This window comes from Nitrospinota bacterium, from assembly GCA_016217735.1.
GTDB lineage: Bacteria > Nitrospinota_A > UBA7883 > JACRGQ01 > JACRGQ01 > JACRGQ01.
The window spans coordinates 1-16,960 of the sequence record JACRGQ010000007.1 but is presented as its reverse complement, the minus strand read 5'-3'; the positions used below and the strand labels follow the sequence as shown (position 1 = coordinate 16,960).

Sequence of the window (16,960 nt, the reverse complement as noted above, 5' to 3'; positions counted from 1 at the left end):
GATGGCCTCGCAATGACAAATTACTGTCATTGCGAGCGTTAGCGAAGCAATCTCGTACTCCATTCCAACATTAATTTCAAACTGAGGCACTGCCCAATAAGGCTTTGCCGCGCCATAGCGCCGCCCCTGTGCTATTCTGAAATGAGAGAACGGTCTCTTCCGCCGGTCTTTTAACATCCGGCGGCATCCCCGGAGGTGACCATGCATCCATACGCCGCGCTGGCAAAACAGACCATTGAGGAATACATCCGCACCGGGCGTAAACCGGCTCCGCCCGATCCCGTGCCGGAGAATATGGCGCTTAAGGCCGGCGCGTTCGTCTCCCTGAAAAAAGCGGGCGACTTGCGCGGCTGCATCGGCACCATCGAGCCGGTGCATGAAAACCTCGCCCGCGAGATCATCGATAACGCCATCGCCGCCAGTACGCGCGACCCGCGCTTCCCGCCGGTATCGCCGGATGAGCTGGCCGCGCTCGACATCAGCGTCGACGTGCTCTCCCCGCCGGAGCCGGCCGCCGGGCCGGAAGCGCTCGACCCGAAACGCTACGGCGTCATCGTCCGCGCCGGGCGGCGGCGCGGGCTGCTGCTGCCGGACATCGAAGGGGTGAATACGGCGGGGGAGCAGATCGCCATCTGCCGCCGCAAGGCGGGCATCGGGCCGGACGAGGAAGTGACCCTGCAACGCTTCACCGTGGAGCGCCACAAATGAACGCCGCCGCGCCGCGGGTAACGGCCCGCTACTGGGAAAAACGGCCGGACGGGTCGGCCGCGTGCCACCTCTGCCCCCACCACTGCATCGTGAAGCCGGGCAAAACCGGCATCTGCATGGCGAAAACAAACGAAGGGGGCGAACTGATCGCAAGCGCCTACGGCCTCACCACGTCGCTCAACCTCGATCCGATGGAAAAAAAACCGCTCTACCACTTCCATCCCGGCACGGAGATACTGAGCGCCGGGCCGAACGCCTGCAACTTCGGCTGCCGCTTTTGCCAGAATTACCAGATCAGCCAGCAATCCGCCCCCACCCGCTACCTGAGTCCGGAAGAGCTGGTGCGCGCCGCGAAGGAGAGCGGCGGCGTGGGAGTGGCCTACACCTACACCGAGCCGCTGATGTGGTACGAATACCTGCTGGACGCCTGCCGCGCCGTGAAAGAGGCGGGAATGGTGAACGTGCTGGTGAGCAACGGGCACTTGCAGCCGGAACCGTATGACGAACTGCTGCCGCTTATCGACGCGCTCAACATCGACATCAAATCGATGAACGAAACCTTCTACCGGCACATATGCAAGGGGTGGCTCCCCCCCGTCCTGCGCAACGTGGCGGCCACCGCCGGCAAAGCCCACATCGAGATCACCAATTTGGTCATCCCCACGCTCAACGACGCCGACGGGGATTTTGAAAAGCTGGCCCGCTTTATCGCCTCCGTCGACCCGTTCATGCCGCTGCACTTCTCCCGGTACTATCCCATGTACAAATTGGATATCCCCGCCACGCCGGTGGAGACGCTGGTCCGCGCCGCGCGGATAGCCAAGCAACACCTCAAATACGTTTTCATCGGCAACGCCGACGTGGAGGAGTTCAGCCACAGCCTCTGCCCCTTCTGCGGCCACATGCTCATCGAACGGCACGGCTACGCCGTGTCGGTGACCGGCGTGAAAAAGGGACATTGCCTATCGTGCGGCGAAGCGGTAAAAATAGTGGGCTGACGGCCGGCGAAACGGCAAACATACCTAATCCAAGGGAGGGAATATGGCAAAGTGGAAATGCAACACGTGCGACTACGTGTACAACCCCGAAAAGGGGGACATCTCGCGGCTGATCAAAAAGGGCACCGACTTCGAAAAGCTCCCGGAAGTCTGGACATGCCCGAAGTGCAAAGCCCCCAAAAACCGTTTCAGCCGGATGTAGAGATGGAACGCAAAAATATTTCAGCCGGCTCCAAATGGGAACCGATCATCGGTTACTCCCGCGCGGTGCGCGTGGGCAATCACATCAGCGTTTCCGGCACCGCCGGCGTTTCGGCCAACGGCAAGCTGGAAGGCGACGCCCACCAGCAGTCGGTGCGGGCGCTCCAGATCATCGAAGGGGCGCTGAAGGAGGCGGGGGCCTCGTTCAAGGACGTGGTGCGTACCCGCATCTATCTTACGAAAGCCGAGGACTGGGAAGAGGCCGCAAAGGCGCACGGCGCGGTTTTTTCGGCAATCCGCCCCGCCACCACGCTGGTTGTGGTGAAGGCGCTCATCGATCCCGCCATGCTGGTGGAGATCGAAGTGGACGCCATCGTTTCGTAATGTGAACAGCGCCCGCGGGGTTTTCCGCCCCGCGGGTTTTTAAATCATGGCCGAAAAATCCCCCCGCGAAGTTATCGAGGCGCTGCTGGCCCGCATCGAGGGGCTGAAAGCGCTTTCCCCCAACCACCGGGAATTCGTCCGCTGGCGGCACGAGGCGGTGTCGGCGGTGAAGGAATTTTTTCCGGACGAAGCGTGGATGGTGTTCAAGGACATCCCGTTTTACGATTACAAAAAGGTCATGGGGTTTTACGCCAAGTCGTTCTCGCCGGAGGCGTACCAAAACGGCCTTGCCCGCTCCCGCGAATTTCTGGAAAAGAAGCTGGCGGATATGAAGTAGCCCGCTTCTTCAGTAGATACGACACTCTTGTCGCACATTGGCGCGGAGTGCCAACACCGAGTTACGGGGAATATGGAATATTATTGTGTGCGACAGGAGTGTCGCACCTACCGGGAAAGATCACCGCGGGAGGTGAAATTCCATCGTCCCCTGGAAGTAGCGGTTTTCCGGCAGGCGGCCCGCCACGATCCAGCGGTAGGAAGAGCCGGGCGGCAGGTCGGCGCCGTCGATCCAGAGACTGGTCTCCTTCAGGAATTTTTCATCGATCCGGCGCGGCGCGCCGTCGCGGATTTCCTGCAGCACGAAATAATAGTCGTCGGCCCCCGCCATCCCGTTCCAGCGGAAAAGCACTTTCCCCCGCGTGGCGGTGATCCGCATGCCTGCAACTTCGTTCCCCACCCGGCGGCCGTCGCCGCTGAAATAGAAGTACGGCAGGGCGTTAAATTCCTTCTCGTAAATTCCATAGAACGGGGATTCCCGCGTGAGCGTAACCTGGGGCGACGGCGCGGTGAGGGAGAACACCAGCCAAAAAACCGCCGCCGTTGCATAGGCCGGCAGCGGAACGATAAGCCAGCGCTGCATCCAGCTTTTCCGGGGAATGACGGCAAGCGCCGCCCGCCGCACGGCTTCCGGGGCCGGCTCCCCGGCGGCCGCTTTCATCCGGACCGATTCGCTATAGTAGTAGGCGGCGTCTTCAAAACAGCGGTCGCACTGTTGCAAGTGCTCTTTGATCCGTTGCCGGCCGGCATGGCGGTATTCGATGAAATCGGCCAACTCGTCCGGGGCGATGTGGCCATCGCAAGACGCCGCGCCGAGAAAACGGAGCCCGGCCAGCCGCGATTCCAGTTCCTTCAATTCGATCAGCCGGTCGGCGCAGGCGGGACAATCGTTCAGGTGGCCGGCGGGCGGATTTTCGCGCCGCAGCCGTTCCCACAGCCGCGTGGATTCCCAGTGGTTCATCCGTCCACCCCCGTTTGATGCAGCACGTCCTTCAGCCCCTTCACCGTCAACGTTCCGCGCCCGATGGGGGTCGCCTCCGCCACGGCATCGAGCAGCTTCTTCACCGCGCGGTCGATCATATAAAACACTTCCGCCGGGCTGGTGGCCGCCGCATCCCCGTGCTCCAGCCGCACGCCGGTTCCCTTTAGAAACCCGGCGATCTCCGCCGCGGTCATATGCCGCTCAAAGAAAAGGTGCAGCAACCGGCGCTCGTCCCGCCCAAGGCTGCCCAGCGCATCGCGCAACGCGCGTAAAAAATTGCGGGCCAACACGGTTTCTTCCATGCCGGAACCGTCCGCCACGGCGCCATCCGCATATTCCAGCGGCACGAACGACGGGTCGGCGATAATATCGTAGTTGCCGTTGACGATCAGCGTCCGCTTCACCTCGGCGACAAGGCGGGCAACCTCGTCCGGCGGCAGGGCCATCTCCTCGCGGATGGTCTCCTCGCTTTTCCGCAGGCGGAGATAGATGCAGACCGTTTGCGCCTCTTTCGCCATCTTCCGGACGGCGGCCGGCAGCCGCTGATAGGCCGTGTGGCTAAAAAACGCGGCCATATTTCCACCTAAGCCAATCCACGTACAGCTCCCGCGAGTTCAGCACGGTCCAGATGTATGTGGAAAGACGGCTGTCGTTCTTTCCCGTGTAGCGCCGGATTTTTTTCCGGAGTTGCTCCAGTATCCAGATGTAGCTGTCCAGCCCATCGCCGCATTCGTCCCCATCGGGACGGGAGACGCCGGTTCCCTCCATCCGCCGCGCGACGGTTATCAGGGCGCAGGACGCCCCCGCGCGGCGATTCGGGCAATGCTCGCGGCACCACCGTTGCGCGCGGTAAAGCGCCCACGCGGTATAGGCATTCACAAAGGATTCCCACGCATCGGCATCTCCCCGTTCGATACGGGTTACCAGCAGCAGGTCGTCCCGGGGCGTCCCCTTTTCCGTTATTTCCATACAAGGGGGCCATTCTAACCCGATTCGGGGCTAAACCGCTCCCCCGTACGTCCATCTCAAAACAATATTTTCCCATCGACAATAATTAGACGGACAAAGTTTTTCGCTTTCAAATACCGTCCGCTATAGTATGATTCGGACAAGTTTTTTAAGGGGTTATATGGACATCTTTGGGATGGCCCTGACAGTGGCCGGACTTTGCGCTTTTGAATCCATCATCAGCATCGACAACGCGGTCATCAACGCCGAAGTGTTGGGAACCATGGGCGCGCGGGCGCGCCGCTGGTTTCTCACCTGGGGGCTTTTTTTCGCCGTCTTCCTCGTCCGCGGCCTTTTGCCGTGGCTCATCGTCTGGCTTGCCACGCCGGGATTGGGGCCGGTGCAGGCCCTCACCGCCACATTCAGCAGCGACCCGTCCGTCATGACCGCGGTGGAAAGCGCCGCGCCGATACTCCTTGCCGGCGGCGGAACGTTCCTCATTTTTCTTTTCTTCCACTGGCTCTTCCTTGAGGACAAGAACATCGGCCTCCCCGGCGAGCGGTTCTTCATGGATCAGGGGGTGTGGTTCTACGCGGTGGTGTCGGTGCTGCTGGTGATCATCGTCTGGATGTGCGTGAAGGTAAACCCCTACATGGCCCTCGGCACGGTGATCGGCTCCAGCGCCTTTTTCATCACCCACGGATTCAAGGAACACGCCGAAGAGAGCGAGAAAAAACTGATGAAGGGAAACATGTCCGACATCAGCAAAGTCCTTTATCTTGAAGTGATCGACGCCACGTTCAGCATCGACGGCGTGCTGGGGGCGTTTGCCTTCACCCTTTCGGTGCCGCTCATCATACTGGGAACGGGGCTGGGAGCTTTTGTGGTGCGGGAAATGACCATGCGGAACGTGGAAGCCATCAAGAGCTACGCCTATCTGAAAAACGGCGCGATGTACTCCATCCTCGTGCTCGGCATCATCATGCTGGCGGACGCCTTCGGCCATCACATCCCGCACTGGGTATCGCCGGTCTGCACATTCGGCATCATCGGCTTCTTCTTTTGGAAGTCGGTGCTGCACACCCGCGCCAGCCTTCCCCAGTAGGTGCGAATTTATTCGCACGTTGGCGCGGAGCGCCAAGAAGGGTCGGCCCGTTGGGCCGATTGTGCGAATAAATTCGCACCTACTGGGAAGAGGTGCCTTTATTGCGGCGGCGAGACCGGCTTGCCCGCCAGCAGGTTGGCGATGTCATCCACCGCTTCCTGCATCTTGTAGTCGCGCCCGCGATAGGTCTTCAGCACCTTGCCGTCGCGGCCGATCAGGATGGTCCGGACCGTGTGCTCAAAAAAACCTTCCTTTTCGTTCCAGCGGACCGCGACGCCGTACTCTTTGCAGGTTTCAATGATATCCCCCGCCAGCCCCGAAAGGTAGGCCCACTTCGCCGGGTCGCTTTCCCAGTTGGCGGCGAAAGCGGACAACGTCCTGGGGGTATCCTTGTCGTCGAAACTCAAGGAGACCAGCACGAGGTCTTTTCCCAAACGATCCTTGTGCTTGCCCGCCACAAAATTCATCTTCTTGTTGAGGTATTGGCAGATGCCGTGTTTGCAATCGGAGTAAATGAAATCCATCAGCACCAGCTTGCCCCGGTAGCCGGCCAGCCGCACCTTGTTCCCCGCCTGGTCGAGGAAGTAGCCGTTTTTTTTGGAGAGGTCGGCGTTCTTGTCGCGGAATCCGTACTGCAGCTTGTCCGTATATTCATTCTGCTTGTTGGGGATCACCGGCACGTCATGCATGTGCGTGAGGTCTTCGCCGCCGCCGTGGGCGTGCTCCGCCGCTGGGGCGGGAGCGGGGGCGGCCAGCGCCAGCGCGGCAATAAGGACAACGAGCGTGTTTTTCATCACGCCATAATAGTAACACCGGGCCGGGTTGTCCGGTCAATACTTTCAGCTTGAGGCGGTGCATCATTGAAAATATTTCCTCCCCTTCGCCATGGGCGAAAAGGGGGGGAACATTTAGAATTTCAAACTGACCCGCTACCCAAAATTTCGAAGCACTCATGCTCCGGCTCAATACGGCGAACTTTTTATTGCAATAAATAATTCCACTTTTGAACTTCAGCGCATGATGTGTGTTGCTATTTTCAGCATATGTTGAATAATGCAACACGCTCGACTTGTTCGGTATTTATAGTGCGTTGATTAAATGTGACATATTGTGGCTCGGATAATGCAATGAATAATGTTATGGGGCAAGATTCAGTTGAGAGATATATCGGAAGAATTTTAACCGACGACCTGTTCCGGCGTGATGCCGCCCGGTCTTTCGATAAGGCTTGCGCGGCCGAGGGGTTTGTTTTTACCGGGGAAGAGCGGCGGGCATTGAGCACCCTTGACCACAGTTTGATAGAGCGTCTTTCCGTCCGGATAGATGGGGGGATTAAGAGAAGTGTCGCGTTCGTGGATTTCGGCGGCGGTATGCTTCCGTTAGGCGCGGGCGGAGAAATTGATAACAGTAACAAGGGGTTGGGGTGACGGTTATGGGAAGCAGTGGCGGCGTTAACGTAGTTCAAGGAAAATTCGGCGTTCAGGGGGCGGTTCTCGATATGCTTCCGCAAGGCATCGGCGCCGGCACCGGCTTGCAGCCGGGGGATCATGCGGCGCTGGTGTATGACCGGAGCGAGGAAAAGTTCGGTTTTCTGGCCGGTTTTTTCGATGAAGGGGTCGCGAAAGGGGAAAAGCTGGTGTTCTGCCTCCACGAGCAGAAAGAGGAAGATGCGGCGTTGTTCCTCGAGCAGTTCGGCCTTGCGGCCCGGAGGCTGATGGGCGGCGGCGTATTGGATATTATCGATTGCCGCCAGGTGTTTTTTCCCAATAACCGGTTCAGCCCCGACGGGGCGTTGGCGGAGCACCGCCGGATGGTTCTCGACGCGCTGGCGGCCGGCTTCAGCGGGGTTCGCGTGGCGGCCGATATGAGCTGGGCCATGGGGCCGGTGGCGGGGGCCGAGGCGTTCATGGAATATGAATCGCGCTTCAACTACTTCTCCCGCGCGCTCAACGCCATCACCGTGTGCAATTACCACCGGGGGCTTTTTCCCAAGGAAGTCGTTTTTAACGCCATGCAGACCCATCCCGTGACGCTGAAAAGGGGGATGGCGGGGAAGAACCCCTATTACCTCGACCCGGGGGTGTTTCTCGCCTCCGACAGCGCCTTTATTTCGGGCGATGCCGTGCGGAGAAAACAGGCCGCGAAGGGGGATGGCCGCACCATCCAGATGGTGCGCGCCGAATTTTGCGAGTATCTCAAGCGGTACAACCTCACCCCGCAGGAAGGGCGGGTGGTGGAGTGCATGCTCCATTTCCGCTCGAATCAGGATATTTCGCTGGAGCTTCATATCAGCCTTAACACCGTCAAACAGCACGCCAAGAACATCTACCGGAAAATCGGCATCAACAAGCGGATGGAGCTGGTGGCGCAGTTCATGAAACTGCTGGAAACGGAATAATGTAATATAATGTTCTAATGCTGGCGGGTGGCCGATTGATGCCGCCCGAAATATTTGTCAACATACGAGACAAAATAAGCTGGAGTAATTGGGTTGTGTCTCCGGGGGTGGGAGTTCCCGGTAATAATGGGGAACCGGCTTTTGGGCCGGGAGGAATTGTAAAAGATAGGCGGTTTGGGGTATGAACGCTTCCATTAAACCTTCGGCGGAGGTCATCACGCTTTTCACCGCCAGCAATCCGGTGGAAAAACTCTGCGCCGTCGGCGAGCCGCTGGTCATCGAATGGAAGGAAAAGCGCCACCACACCCGGTTGCGGGGGGCGAAGGCGGAGATCATCACCACCAACATCATGGGGGAAAAACCCCGCCTTTCCATCCTGCCGGAGACCAGTTTTCTTCTCGCCGACATGCCCAAGGGGTATACCGCCGCCGGCTTCGAGCATAATGCGCCGCTGACCGTGCGGTTTCTTTCCGGCGGCTCGGTGTACGCGTTCAAAACGACGTTGATGCGGGTGCATAGCCAGCCGCCGATCCTGGCGCTGGAGTATCCGGACAAGGTGCAGCGTTACAATATGCGCGGCACCGAGAGGGTAAACGTCACCTTCCCCGCGCGCATATCCGAAAATGGCGGCTCGGTGTGCAAAACGGGGGCGGTGCTGGACATCTCCGCCACTGGCGCCCGGATCGGCCTCGATGCGATAAACGGCATTGGCGTGGGGGCAAAACTCCATCTTTCGTTCACCCTTCCCAACGGCGCGACCGTGAACGAACTGGCCGCGGCCGTGCGGAACATCAGCGAAGAAAGCGGCAAGTACCTGCTGGGAACCAGCTTTTGGGGTCATAACCCCACGGTGAGCGGGTTTTGCCGCGAGTGCGTGGATTGCCTGGAGTGACACGATGTTAGGATTGGGAAAAGAAGCGACCATCGAGTTTGCCAGAAAAAGCGGCCAGGTGATGGTGCGCGGCTGGAAGACGGGAGAGCAAGGCTACCTCCTCGCCGAGAAACCGCGCGGCCCCCTGCCGCCGCTCACGCCGGGACAGGGCGCCGTCATCCGCATGGAGAAGAAAGGGGTGGTCTATGGAATGGCCGTCACCTACAAGGAATTCCTGAGAAAGACCGAACTCTGCCTTTTTACCTTTCAGGACGATGTGATCGCCCGTTCGTTGCGGGACGAGGACCGGTTTCAGTGCCTGCTTCCGGCGACGATCCGCCGCGCCGACAACCAAGCTTCCGCGCTGGGGTCCGGCATGATCGTCGATCTCAGCAAGGGGGGAATCCGGGTCGTCACCCGCGCCCCGATGCACGCCGAACCGGGCGACATGCTGTCGGTGAGCTTTTATCCGGGCGGGATTGGTTTTATGGACCGGCAGAAAATGCGCCTGATGAGGGTGTCCGGTTTTGGCAGCCGGTTTGAATATGCCGCCCAGTTCGCCGACATGGACAAGGAACACGCGAAGCTGTTGGACGCCTATTTCGCGTTTTGCAAAACGTGGACGGTGTGAGCAGGCGATGATAAAGAAGGTTCGCACCGCGCGGCTCAAGCCGGGGATGTTCGTCCACGACTTCGACTGCGGCTGGCTGGAGATACCGTTCTTGCGCCGGTCGCTTGAAATCGAGGATGAGCTGATGATCGACAAGATCATCAAGCATGGCATCAGGGAAGTCTATATCGACACCGACAAAGGGCTGGATGTGGCCGATGCCCCCACGCGGGATGAAGTCGCGCGGGTGGTGGAGACCGCGGTCGAGCAGCTCATGGTGGAGAAGAGCGGCGGGGAGCAGGATCCCGATGCCCTCCGCCGGGAAGAGCTGACGCGGGCCAAGGGTGTGCGCAAAGAGGCCGAACGGGTCATCGGCACCGTTATGCACGATGTCCGCGTGGGAAAGAGGATAAACATCGCCCAGGTGGATGCCGTGGTGGAGGGGATGATTGATTCGGTGTTCCACAACCAGAGCGCCATGATGTGCCTGAGCCGCCTTAAGACGCGGGATGAATACACCTTCCAGCATTCGGTGAACGTCTGCATCTTCATGATCGCTTTCTGCCGCGCGATCGGGTTTGACCGCGCCGGCACCACCGAAGTCGGCGTGGGGGCGTTGTTGCACGATGTGGGCAAGATGAAGGTGCCGCAGGACATCCTCAACAAACCGGCGCGGCTCAGTGAAGAGGAATTTGCGCTGATGCAATCGCACGTCATGCACAGTTTCCAGGTGCTTAAGGAGGAGGGCGGAATACCCCTTAGCGCCATTACCGTGGCTTTCGAGCACCACGAGCGGCACGACGGCACCGGCTACCCGCTCGGCCTCAAAGGGGATAAGATCACCCGGATCGGCCAGATGGCCGCCATCGTGGATGTGTACGACGCCATCACTTCCGACCGTTGCTATCACAAGGGCATCGACCCCGCCGAAGCGCTGCGCAAATTGTACGAGTGGAGTGAATTCCACTTTTGCCGCGAGCTGGTGCAGTATTTTATTAAATGCGTCGGCGTCTATCCGCTTGGCACGATGGTGCGGATGGAAAGCGGCTATCTGGCGGTGGTGGTGCGTCCCGCCGAGGGGAGCATGGTCAAGCCGATGGTGCGCCTGATATACGATACAAAAAGCGGCAGTAAGATAGCGCCGCGCGACCTTTTCCTTTCCGGGGCCGGCGTAAGCGACCGGATAATCGGCTACGAAGCTCCCGCCAAATGGGGGATCAACCCGCTCCAGTATATGGATATTGGCTGATGGCCAGCGGGAGGGCGGAACGGGAAACGGCCTCCTCCCACGATCCCCTGCTCGGACACTTGCGGAAAATGCGCCTTATCTGCCCGTTCGCCGTCAGCCCCGCCAAATACGGCGCGCGGCAAGAACTGTCGGTGAGCTGTTTTTGCTGGTTTATGGCGGAACAGCACCGCGCGGGACTTGCCGATGACGTCGGCTGTCAGATACTCGCCGCCTGCGTGAACCCCGGCGCGTATGCCGGCTGCGCCATCTACGGCGCCGTCCGGGAAGTGTAGGAACCGGAATGCGGGACAGGGGGGGGGGGGAAGGCAATGAATAATATTCCCAATATTGACTACCCGCTGAAAGGGGCAATGCCGCCGTGCGGGGCGCCGGACGCGGCGGCTCCGGTTACGCCGTCCTCCGTTCCGGAAAAAATTATTCTGCCCCGTTGCCGGTTGTGGCTGACTCCCACGGAGCGCGGGACAAAGCCTGCGGGAGAAATGACACCCGATGAACAGCGGCAATACGGGCCGCAAATCAAGAATGAAAAATTGGCGTTTTACAGCGAATTCCGCAACCGCCTCGGCGGTTTTTTAAAGGACGGCGGTGAAGAAGACGGCAAGCGGAAGATGGCTCAGGCGGTTGAACGGTATTATGCGGATGCAAAAGATGTTTATGGCCGGTTGATCGAGGTGGCGAAGTATTGGGAGGTGCGGGTCATCGGCGATCTGGACAACTGCATCATCCCCCAATTGGACAACCTGAGGGTCGCCCCCCGGTTTCTCAAGGAGGACGCCGCGTTTATCGGGCGGTTATTGTCGAAAGACCCCTGCATTATCCCTTATGTGCCCGATGCGTATAAAAAAGACCGGAAGACCGCCATGGACGCCGTAAGATTCAGCGGCTCTCTTTTAAGGCACATGGATGATGAATTCAAACTGGATCGCGCGGTCGTGCTGGCCGCATTGGAGAACGATGGCTTGGCGTTGCAGTATGCCGCCGCGGGCCTCCGCGATGACAAGGAGATAGCGCTTGCGGCGGTCCGGCAAAATGGGCTGGCCCTTCGATATGTGGGGGAGCGACTGAAACAATCGGAAGACTGGGAAGTTATCATGGCGGCTATTGGGCAAAATCCCCAAGCCATTGTTTATGCCGGGGAGGGGGTTGTCGGCGGCAGGGACTATTTCTCCATGCCTTGGGACGAATATCCGCTATTCGCGCGGGAGCATGGGGAGCATGAGGTGGCGCCCGCGCCAGCCATACCCGCTCCCGCCGCCAGCGCCGAAACCAGGATCGACGCGAAAGCCATTCTGGAAATCGGGATTAAATTTCCGCGGGTACTGGACTACTTTATCGAAGGGCATCCTGTCTGGGACAATGAGGATTTTATATGGGGCAGGATCGGCCAAACGAACAGCATCCCCAAAAGAATAGGGATGAATATCCGCAACAATCCCGGCTTCGTTCTCGCGCTCATGGAAAAGAGGTCAAAGAAGCTCGAGGATGGGCGGCATGACGCATACGTTCTGTTCAATTGCGCGGGCGGCGAACTTCGCGGAGACGCGGCATTTCTGGAAAAAATGCTGATGTTCCGGATGGATGTGAACCTTGTCGCCGATTGGATAGGCAAGGACGACTTTTTTGTTCAGTCAAACTTCGATGATATCGACATTCGGCGTTGACGGCGGCGGGCGGATAGCGCCGCCAGCATGAATCCTTAAGCGCGCATACCGGCTGCGCCATCTATGGCGCCATCCGGAAAATATAAAAACCCGCCATGCCGGTATTGCGCGGTATCCCGTTATTTTTTTCACGCGGTAAACGCCTGCCCGTTCACGTACCCAATTCCGGCATTATTCGCCGCATTGCCGTTCATAATCCGGAAACCGCCGACTTTTTAAAAATCATCGCGTTGGTTTGCATTTTTCCCGGCCAGTACGCTGTTTTATTTGGTTGTAAAATGGTGGCGGCAATTGATATATGTAACGCACCATATCATCGTGTCACCTTTCCATGCAGTAATGGTTGACAAACCAATCTATGCGATTGACAATAAGAAACAAGCTTGTGGCATGCCTGTTAGTTGGATATTAATTCTGGCTTTTGTTCAACAAGAGGTCGGTGATGGCGTCAAATCAAGACGGGTGTGGATGTGAGCCGCATCATTAAACCTGCGGCGGAGGTCATCACGCTTTATACCGCCAGCCACCCGGTGGAAAAGTTCTGCGCCGTTGGCGACCCGCTGATTATCGAATGGAAAGGAAAGCGTTATCCTTCCCTGATGCGGGGGGCGAAAGCGGAGGTTATCGCCACCAATACCTTGGGAGGAAAGGGGCGCATTTCCGTTCTTGCTGATGTCAGCTTTTTCATTGTCGATATGCCCAAGGGGTATGCCGCCGCGGGCTTTCTGAACAATTCGCCCCTCACCGTGCGGTTTTTTTCCAGCGGTTCGGTGTACGCCTTCCATGCGAAGTTGATGCGGCTGCATAGCCAGCCGCCGGTGTTGGTGCTGGAGTATCCGGAAAAGTTGCAACGCTACAATCTGCGAAGCAACGAGCGGATAAGCATCGTCACCCGCGCGCGAGTATCCAAAAATGGCGGTTCGGACCATCAGATGGGGGCATTGCTGGATATCTCCGATTCCGGCGCCAAGCTTGGCCTCGATACGGTGGAGGGCATCGATCTGGGGATGATGCTCCACCTTTCCTTCATTCTCCCCAACGGCGTGGCGGTGAGCCAATTGACCGCGGCCGTTCGGAACATCAATGAAGAAAACGGAAAATATCTGCTCGGCATCAGTTTATCGGGTCACGATCCCGCAGTGGCGGAATTTTGCCGTAATTGCCTGGAATGTCTGGAGTAACGCTATGTTGAGATTGGGAATAGAGGCGTTAATCGAGTACACGAAAAAGAGGGGCCAGGTTATTGTGCGCGGCTGGAAGACGGGGGAGCAGGGCTACCTCCTCACCGAGAAACCGCGCGGCCCTGTTTCGCCGCTCACGCCGGGTCAAGAGGCCGTTATCCGTATGGAACATAAAGGCGTGCTGTATGGTATAGCCGTCACCTACAGGGAATTCCTGAAAAAGACCGATCTCTGCTTTTTCACCTTTCAGGATGATGTGATCGCCCGGTCGCTGCGGGAAGATGAGCGGATTCCCTGTCTGCTCCCGGTGACGGTCAACCGCCCGGATACCCAATCCTCTTTTCAGGATTCCGGCCTGATCGTCGACCTCGGCAAGCGGGGGCTCCGGTTCGTCACCCGCGTTCCGATGTACGTCGAGCTGGGCGATCCGCTGTTGGCGAGTTTTCATCTGGGCGGGATCGGTTGCATGGACCGGCAGAAAATACGCCTGATACGGATGAGCGGTAACGGCGGACAATTTGAATATGCCGCGCAGTTCATCGATATGGATAAGGAGCGCGAGAATCTGCTGGACGATTATTTCGCGTTTTGCAAGGCATGGGCCGTTTGAGAGGGCGATGATTAAAGAAAGTCCGCACCGCGCCAGCTTTGTTGGCGGAGCAGGCTGGCGGATAGCGCCGCCAGCATGAATCCCTAAGCGCGCATACCGGCTGTGCCATCCGCGGCATAATTCGGCAAATATAGGAATTCTTCAGGGTTTTTCTTGCGTCCCCCGTCCGCGGGGATTGCCATATATCCGGCTTTTTCTAAAGCGAACATTTTGTTTTTTCTGTGGCAAAGGTCTGCTTCCCCATCAGCTCATGGCTTATGTTGTTTATATGTAAAATTATGTATCATAATTTTAATGTTTTGATATATCCGGCCAGTCTTGACATTTTATGCTATCAAGTTGAAAATGAATCATAACCAAGGTGTGGTATGCCAATGCTTACTGATAATTTGTGGCGTGTTTAATTGTGAAAAACAGTAACGGAAGGAGTCGGTTTTGAATACGAACGCTTCTATCAGGCCTCCGGCGGGGCTTACCACGTTTTCAACCGCCAACAACCCGGTTGAGGAGTTCTGCGCCATTGGCAGCCCGTTGAGCATCGAATGGAAGGGAAAGCGTTATCACACCCTGATGCGGGGGGCGAAAGCGGAGTTTATCACCACCAATATAATGGGTGGCAAGTCCCGTATTACCATCCTGCCGGATACCAGTTTCTTTATCGTCGATATGCCCAAAGAGTATGCCACCGCCGGCTTCGAGTACAATTCGCCGCTGACTGTGCGGTTTCTTTTCGACGGCTCGGTATACGCCTTCAAGACGATGCTGATGCGGGTGCATAACCACCCGCCAATCCTGGTGCTGGAGTATCCAAGCGAGGTGCAACGTTACAACATGCGGAGCAACGAGCGGGTCAGCATCGTTTCTCCCGCGCGCATATCCGAAAACGGCGGGTCGGCGGTCAAATCGGGGGCGGTGCTGGATATCTCCGACACGGGCGCCCGGATCGGGCTTGAAGCGATAAATGGATTCAGCGTGGGGGCGACGCTCCGCCTTTCATTCACCCTCTCCAATGGCGCGGCGGTGAACCAATTGGCCGCGGCTGTGCGGAGCGTTAGCGAGGAAGGCGGCAAGTATTTGCTGGGGATCGGATTTTTAGGCCATGACGCCGCGGTGGGCGGTTATTGCCGTGAGTGCGCGGATTTTGCCGTGGGTGCCGCCTCCGCCGGGAGCGCCGCAATGCTGGGAGTGGAAAAAGAAGCGGTGATCGAGTTCGCCAGGAAAAACGGCAAGGTGATGATGCGCGGCTGGAAGGCGGGGGAGAACGGGTATCTCCTCACCGAGAAACCGCAAGGTCAGCTTCCACCGCTTTCGCCCGGGCAGGGGGCCGTCATCCGCGTGGAAAACAGGGGGACGATATATGGCATGGCCGTCACCTACAAGGAATTCCTGAAAAAGACCGATCTCTGTTATTTTCCCTTTCAGGACGATGTGATCGCCCACTCGCTGCGGGGTGAGGAACGGATTCAGTGCCAGCTTTTGGCGGCCGTTCACCACGCCAAAAACCAGGCCGCCACGCCGGGAACCGGCGTAATTGTCAACCTCGGCAAAGGGGGGCTCCGATTCGTCACCGGCGATTCGCTGCAAGCCGGGCCGGGCGATGAACTGTCGATGAGTTTCCATCTCGGCGGGATTGGTTTTATAGACCGGCTGAAAATGCGTCTGATGCGGGTGAATCGCCTTGGCGGCAAATCTGAATATGCCGTCCAGTTTATCGATATGGACGCGGAGCACGCGAAGCTGCTGGACGCCTATTTCGCGTTCTACAGGGCGTGGGCCGCATGAGAAGGCGATGATAAAGAAAGCCCGCGCCGCGCGGCCCCAAAATCCCAAAATTGTGTATCCGCCGTCCGCATAGTAATATTCGCGGCATGATATTCGACACGCCGCAAAACGCCTCCCGTTATTTTTCCAACAATTCACTGTTCCGGCGGGGGATCGCTTTCATCGAAAAGGCGCTGGCGGAAGGGATCGCCGACGGCCGCCATGATTTGGATGGCGACGCCTGTTACGCGATGGTGCAACGGTATGAAACCGCCCCCGCCGCCGGGAAACGCCCCGAAACCCATCTCCGTTACGCCGATATCCAGGCGGTGATCGAGGGGGAGGAGATTATCGAGTGGCTTCCCGCTGCCGGGTTGGTGATCGACACGCCATATGTGGAGGAAAACGATATCGCTTTTTACCGTGATGTTCCCGGCGCCACGCCGCTGACCATGCGCCCGGGCCTTTTCGCGGTGTTCTATCCGGGGGACGCCCACAAACCGGGCTGTGCCGGCGCCGTCCCCGCCGCCGTCCGCAAGATCGTGGTGAAAGTGCTCTTGTAAATTCTTCCCGTAACCGCGATTTTGCCAAAACGGCGGGGTATGTTACAATTTTTTCTAAATTTAAGGAGTACGGCAATAGTTCACCTTCAAGCGTGACGTGACCTTGCCCGCCGGAGCCATTCCGGCAACCGCGCGAGCGGCACGTTCATCCGCTTTATCGGCCATCGCCATCCGGTTTTGCATCAAAACCGCCATTCGTAGTGTCGTCGGGGGCGACCCCGAAAAAACGCCGATTTATTGACTCCGCATTAAGAAACCGACTATCATTTTAAATTCAGCACAAGTGAGGTAATGATATGAAACTTAAAGGCGCGCAAATTGTTGTGGAAAGCCTTATCGCCGAAGGGGTGGATACCATTTTCGGCTTTCCGGGCGGGGCGGTGTTGCCGCTCTA

At 58.1% G+C, this 16,960-nt stretch carries 22 protein-coding genes; 18 read left to right on the top strand and 4 right to left on the bottom strand.

Features of this window, described 5'->3' with window-relative positions:
* Nucleotides 1-201: 201 nt before the first annotated feature.
* The 5 genes from amrA to HZA03_01180 are packed head-to-tail and all read left to right on the top strand — an operon-like array spanning nt 202 to nt 2,628.
* The gene (gene amrA / locus HZA03_01200) at nt 202-708 is read left to right on the top strand and encodes an AmmeMemoRadiSam system protein A (protein ID MBI5636565.1); all 507 of its coding nucleotides are present in this window, start codon (nt 202-204) and stop codon (nt 706-708) included.
* Nucleotides 705-1,706: an AmmeMemoRadiSam system radical SAM enzyme gene (gene amrS / locus HZA03_01195; protein MBI5636564.1), complete on the top strand. Its 1,002-nt coding sequence runs from the start codon at nt 705-707 to the stop codon at nt 1,704-1,706. The genes amrA and amrS overlap by 4 nt, the downstream gene beginning before the upstream one ends.
* A gap of 43 nt (nt 1,707-1,749) precedes the next feature.
* Nucleotides 1,750-1,908, top strand: a complete 159-nt coding sequence (locus tag HZA03_01190; GenBank protein ID MBI5636563.1) for a rubredoxin — start codon at nt 1,750-1,752, stop codon at nt 1,906-1,908.
* Between the two features lie 2 nt (nt 1,909-1,910).
* Nucleotides 1,911-2,291: a RidA family protein gene (locus tag HZA03_01185; GenBank protein ID MBI5636562.1), complete on the top strand. Its 381-nt coding sequence runs from the start codon at nt 1,911-1,913 to the stop codon at nt 2,289-2,291.
* Nucleotides 2,292-2,337: 46 nt separating this feature from the next.
* Nucleotides 2,338-2,628: a hypothetical protein gene (locus HZA03_01180; GenBank protein ID MBI5636561.1), complete on the top strand. Its 291-nt coding sequence runs from the start codon at nt 2,338-2,340 to the stop codon at nt 2,626-2,628.
* A 120-nt stretch (nt 2,629-2,748) separates the two neighbouring features.
* Here the strand turns inward: HZA03_01180 and HZA03_01175 are convergent, their stop codons facing one another.
* From HZA03_01175 to HZA03_01165, 3 genes are read right to left on the bottom strand one after another with little or no spacing between them, the layout of a single operon-like run.
* On the bottom strand, nt 2,749-3,588 hold the full coding sequence (locus HZA03_01175) for a hypothetical protein (protein ID MBI5636560.1): 840 nt from the start codon (nt 3,586-3,588) through the stop codon (nt 2,749-2,751).
* Nucleotides 3,585-4,184 (bottom strand): hypothetical protein, encoded by a 600-nt coding sequence (locus HZA03_01170; protein MBI5636559.1) that lies wholly within the window; start codon nt 4,182-4,184, stop codon nt 3,585-3,587. The genes HZA03_01175 and HZA03_01170 overlap by 4 nt, the downstream gene beginning before the upstream one ends.
* Entirely contained in the window at nt 4,168-4,578 is a 411-nt protein-coding gene (locus HZA03_01165; protein MBI5636558.1) for a hypothetical protein, read from the bottom strand. Before HZA03_01165 ends, HZA03_01170 begins: the two co-directional genes overlap by 17 nt.
* Before the next feature lie 160 nt (nt 4,579-4,738).
* Here HZA03_01165 and HZA03_01160 point away from each other — a divergent pair, with 160 nt between their 5' ends.
* Complete coding sequence (locus HZA03_01160) at nt 4,739-5,662, top strand: DUF475 domain-containing protein (GenBank protein ID MBI5636557.1); 924 nt, start codon at nt 4,739-4,741, stop codon at nt 5,660-5,662.
* A 98-nt stretch (nt 5,663-5,760) separates the two neighbouring features.
* On the opposite strand, the gene HZA03_01155 is transcribed toward HZA03_01160, so the two are convergent.
* On the bottom strand, nt 5,761-6,456 hold the full coding sequence (locus tag HZA03_01155) for an SCO family protein (GenBank protein ID MBI5636556.1): 696 nt from the start codon (nt 6,454-6,456) through the stop codon (nt 5,761-5,763).
* Nucleotides 6,457-6,789: 333 nt separating this feature from the next.
* Here HZA03_01155 and HZA03_01150 point away from each other — a divergent pair, with 333 nt between their 5' ends.
* From HZA03_01150 to HZA03_01095, 12 genes are all read left to right on the top strand, one after another.
* Nucleotides 6,790-7,089, top strand: a complete 300-nt coding sequence (locus HZA03_01150; GenBank protein ID MBI5636555.1) for a hypothetical protein — start codon at nt 6,790-6,792, stop codon at nt 7,087-7,089.
* A gap of 5 nt (nt 7,090-7,094) precedes the next feature.
* Complete coding sequence (locus HZA03_01145; GenBank protein ID MBI5636554.1) at nt 7,095-8,060, top strand: MEDS domain-containing protein; 966 nt, start codon at nt 7,095-7,097, stop codon at nt 8,058-8,060.
* Nucleotides 8,061-8,241: 181 nt separating this feature from the next.
* The gene (locus HZA03_01140) at nt 8,242-8,952 is read left to right on the top strand and encodes a PilZ domain-containing protein (protein ID MBI5636553.1); all 711 of its coding nucleotides are present in this window, start codon (nt 8,242-8,244) and stop codon (nt 8,950-8,952) included.
* 4 nt (nt 8,953-8,956) lie between these two features.
* Nucleotides 8,957-9,562, top strand: a complete 606-nt coding sequence (locus HZA03_01135) for a PilZ domain-containing protein (GenBank protein ID MBI5636552.1) — start codon at nt 8,957-8,959, stop codon at nt 9,560-9,562.
* Between the two features lie 7 nt (nt 9,563-9,569).
* Nucleotides 9,570-10,790 (top strand): HD-GYP domain-containing protein, encoded by a 1,221-nt coding sequence (locus HZA03_01130; protein MBI5636551.1) that lies wholly within the window; start codon nt 9,570-9,572, stop codon nt 10,788-10,790.
* A complete protein-coding gene (locus tag HZA03_01125) occupies nt 10,790-11,062 on the top strand; it encodes a hypothetical protein (GenBank protein ID MBI5636550.1) in 273 nt (90 codons plus the stop codon). Before HZA03_01130 ends, HZA03_01125 begins: the two co-directional genes overlap by 1 nt.
* 207 nt (nt 11,063-11,269) lie before the next feature.
* Nucleotides 11,270-12,451 carry a DUF4116 domain-containing protein gene (locus HZA03_01120; GenBank protein ID MBI5636549.1) on the top strand — a complete coding sequence of 394 codons (1,182 nt, stop codon included), beginning with the start codon at nt 11,270-11,272 and terminating at the stop codon, nt 12,449-12,451.
* Between the two features lie 95 nt (nt 12,452-12,546).
* Nucleotides 12,547-12,798 carry a hypothetical protein gene (locus HZA03_01115; GenBank protein MBI5636548.1) on the top strand — a complete coding sequence of 84 codons (252 nt, stop codon included), beginning with the start codon at nt 12,547-12,549 and terminating at the stop codon, nt 12,796-12,798.
* Between the two features lie 123 nt (nt 12,799-12,921).
* Nucleotides 12,922-13,632, top strand: a complete 711-nt coding sequence (locus HZA03_01110; protein ID MBI5636547.1) for a PilZ domain-containing protein — start codon at nt 12,922-12,924, stop codon at nt 13,630-13,632.
* Nucleotides 13,633-13,636: 4 nt separating this feature from the next.
* Nucleotides 13,637-14,242 carry a PilZ domain-containing protein gene (locus tag HZA03_01105; GenBank protein ID MBI5636546.1) on the top strand — a complete coding sequence of 202 codons (606 nt, stop codon included), beginning with the start codon at nt 13,637-13,639 and terminating at the stop codon, nt 14,240-14,242.
* Between the two features lie 435 nt (nt 14,243-14,677).
* Nucleotides 14,678-16,024, top strand: a complete 1,347-nt coding sequence (locus HZA03_01100) for a PilZ domain-containing protein (GenBank protein ID MBI5636545.1) — start codon at nt 14,678-14,680, stop codon at nt 16,022-16,024.
* A gap of 86 nt (nt 16,025-16,110) precedes the next feature.
* Nucleotides 16,111-16,566: a YhcH/YjgK/YiaL family protein gene (locus tag HZA03_01095; protein ID MBI5636544.1), complete on the top strand. Its 456-nt coding sequence runs from the start codon at nt 16,111-16,113 to the stop codon at nt 16,564-16,566.
* Nucleotides 16,567-16,960: the final 394 nt, after the last annotated feature.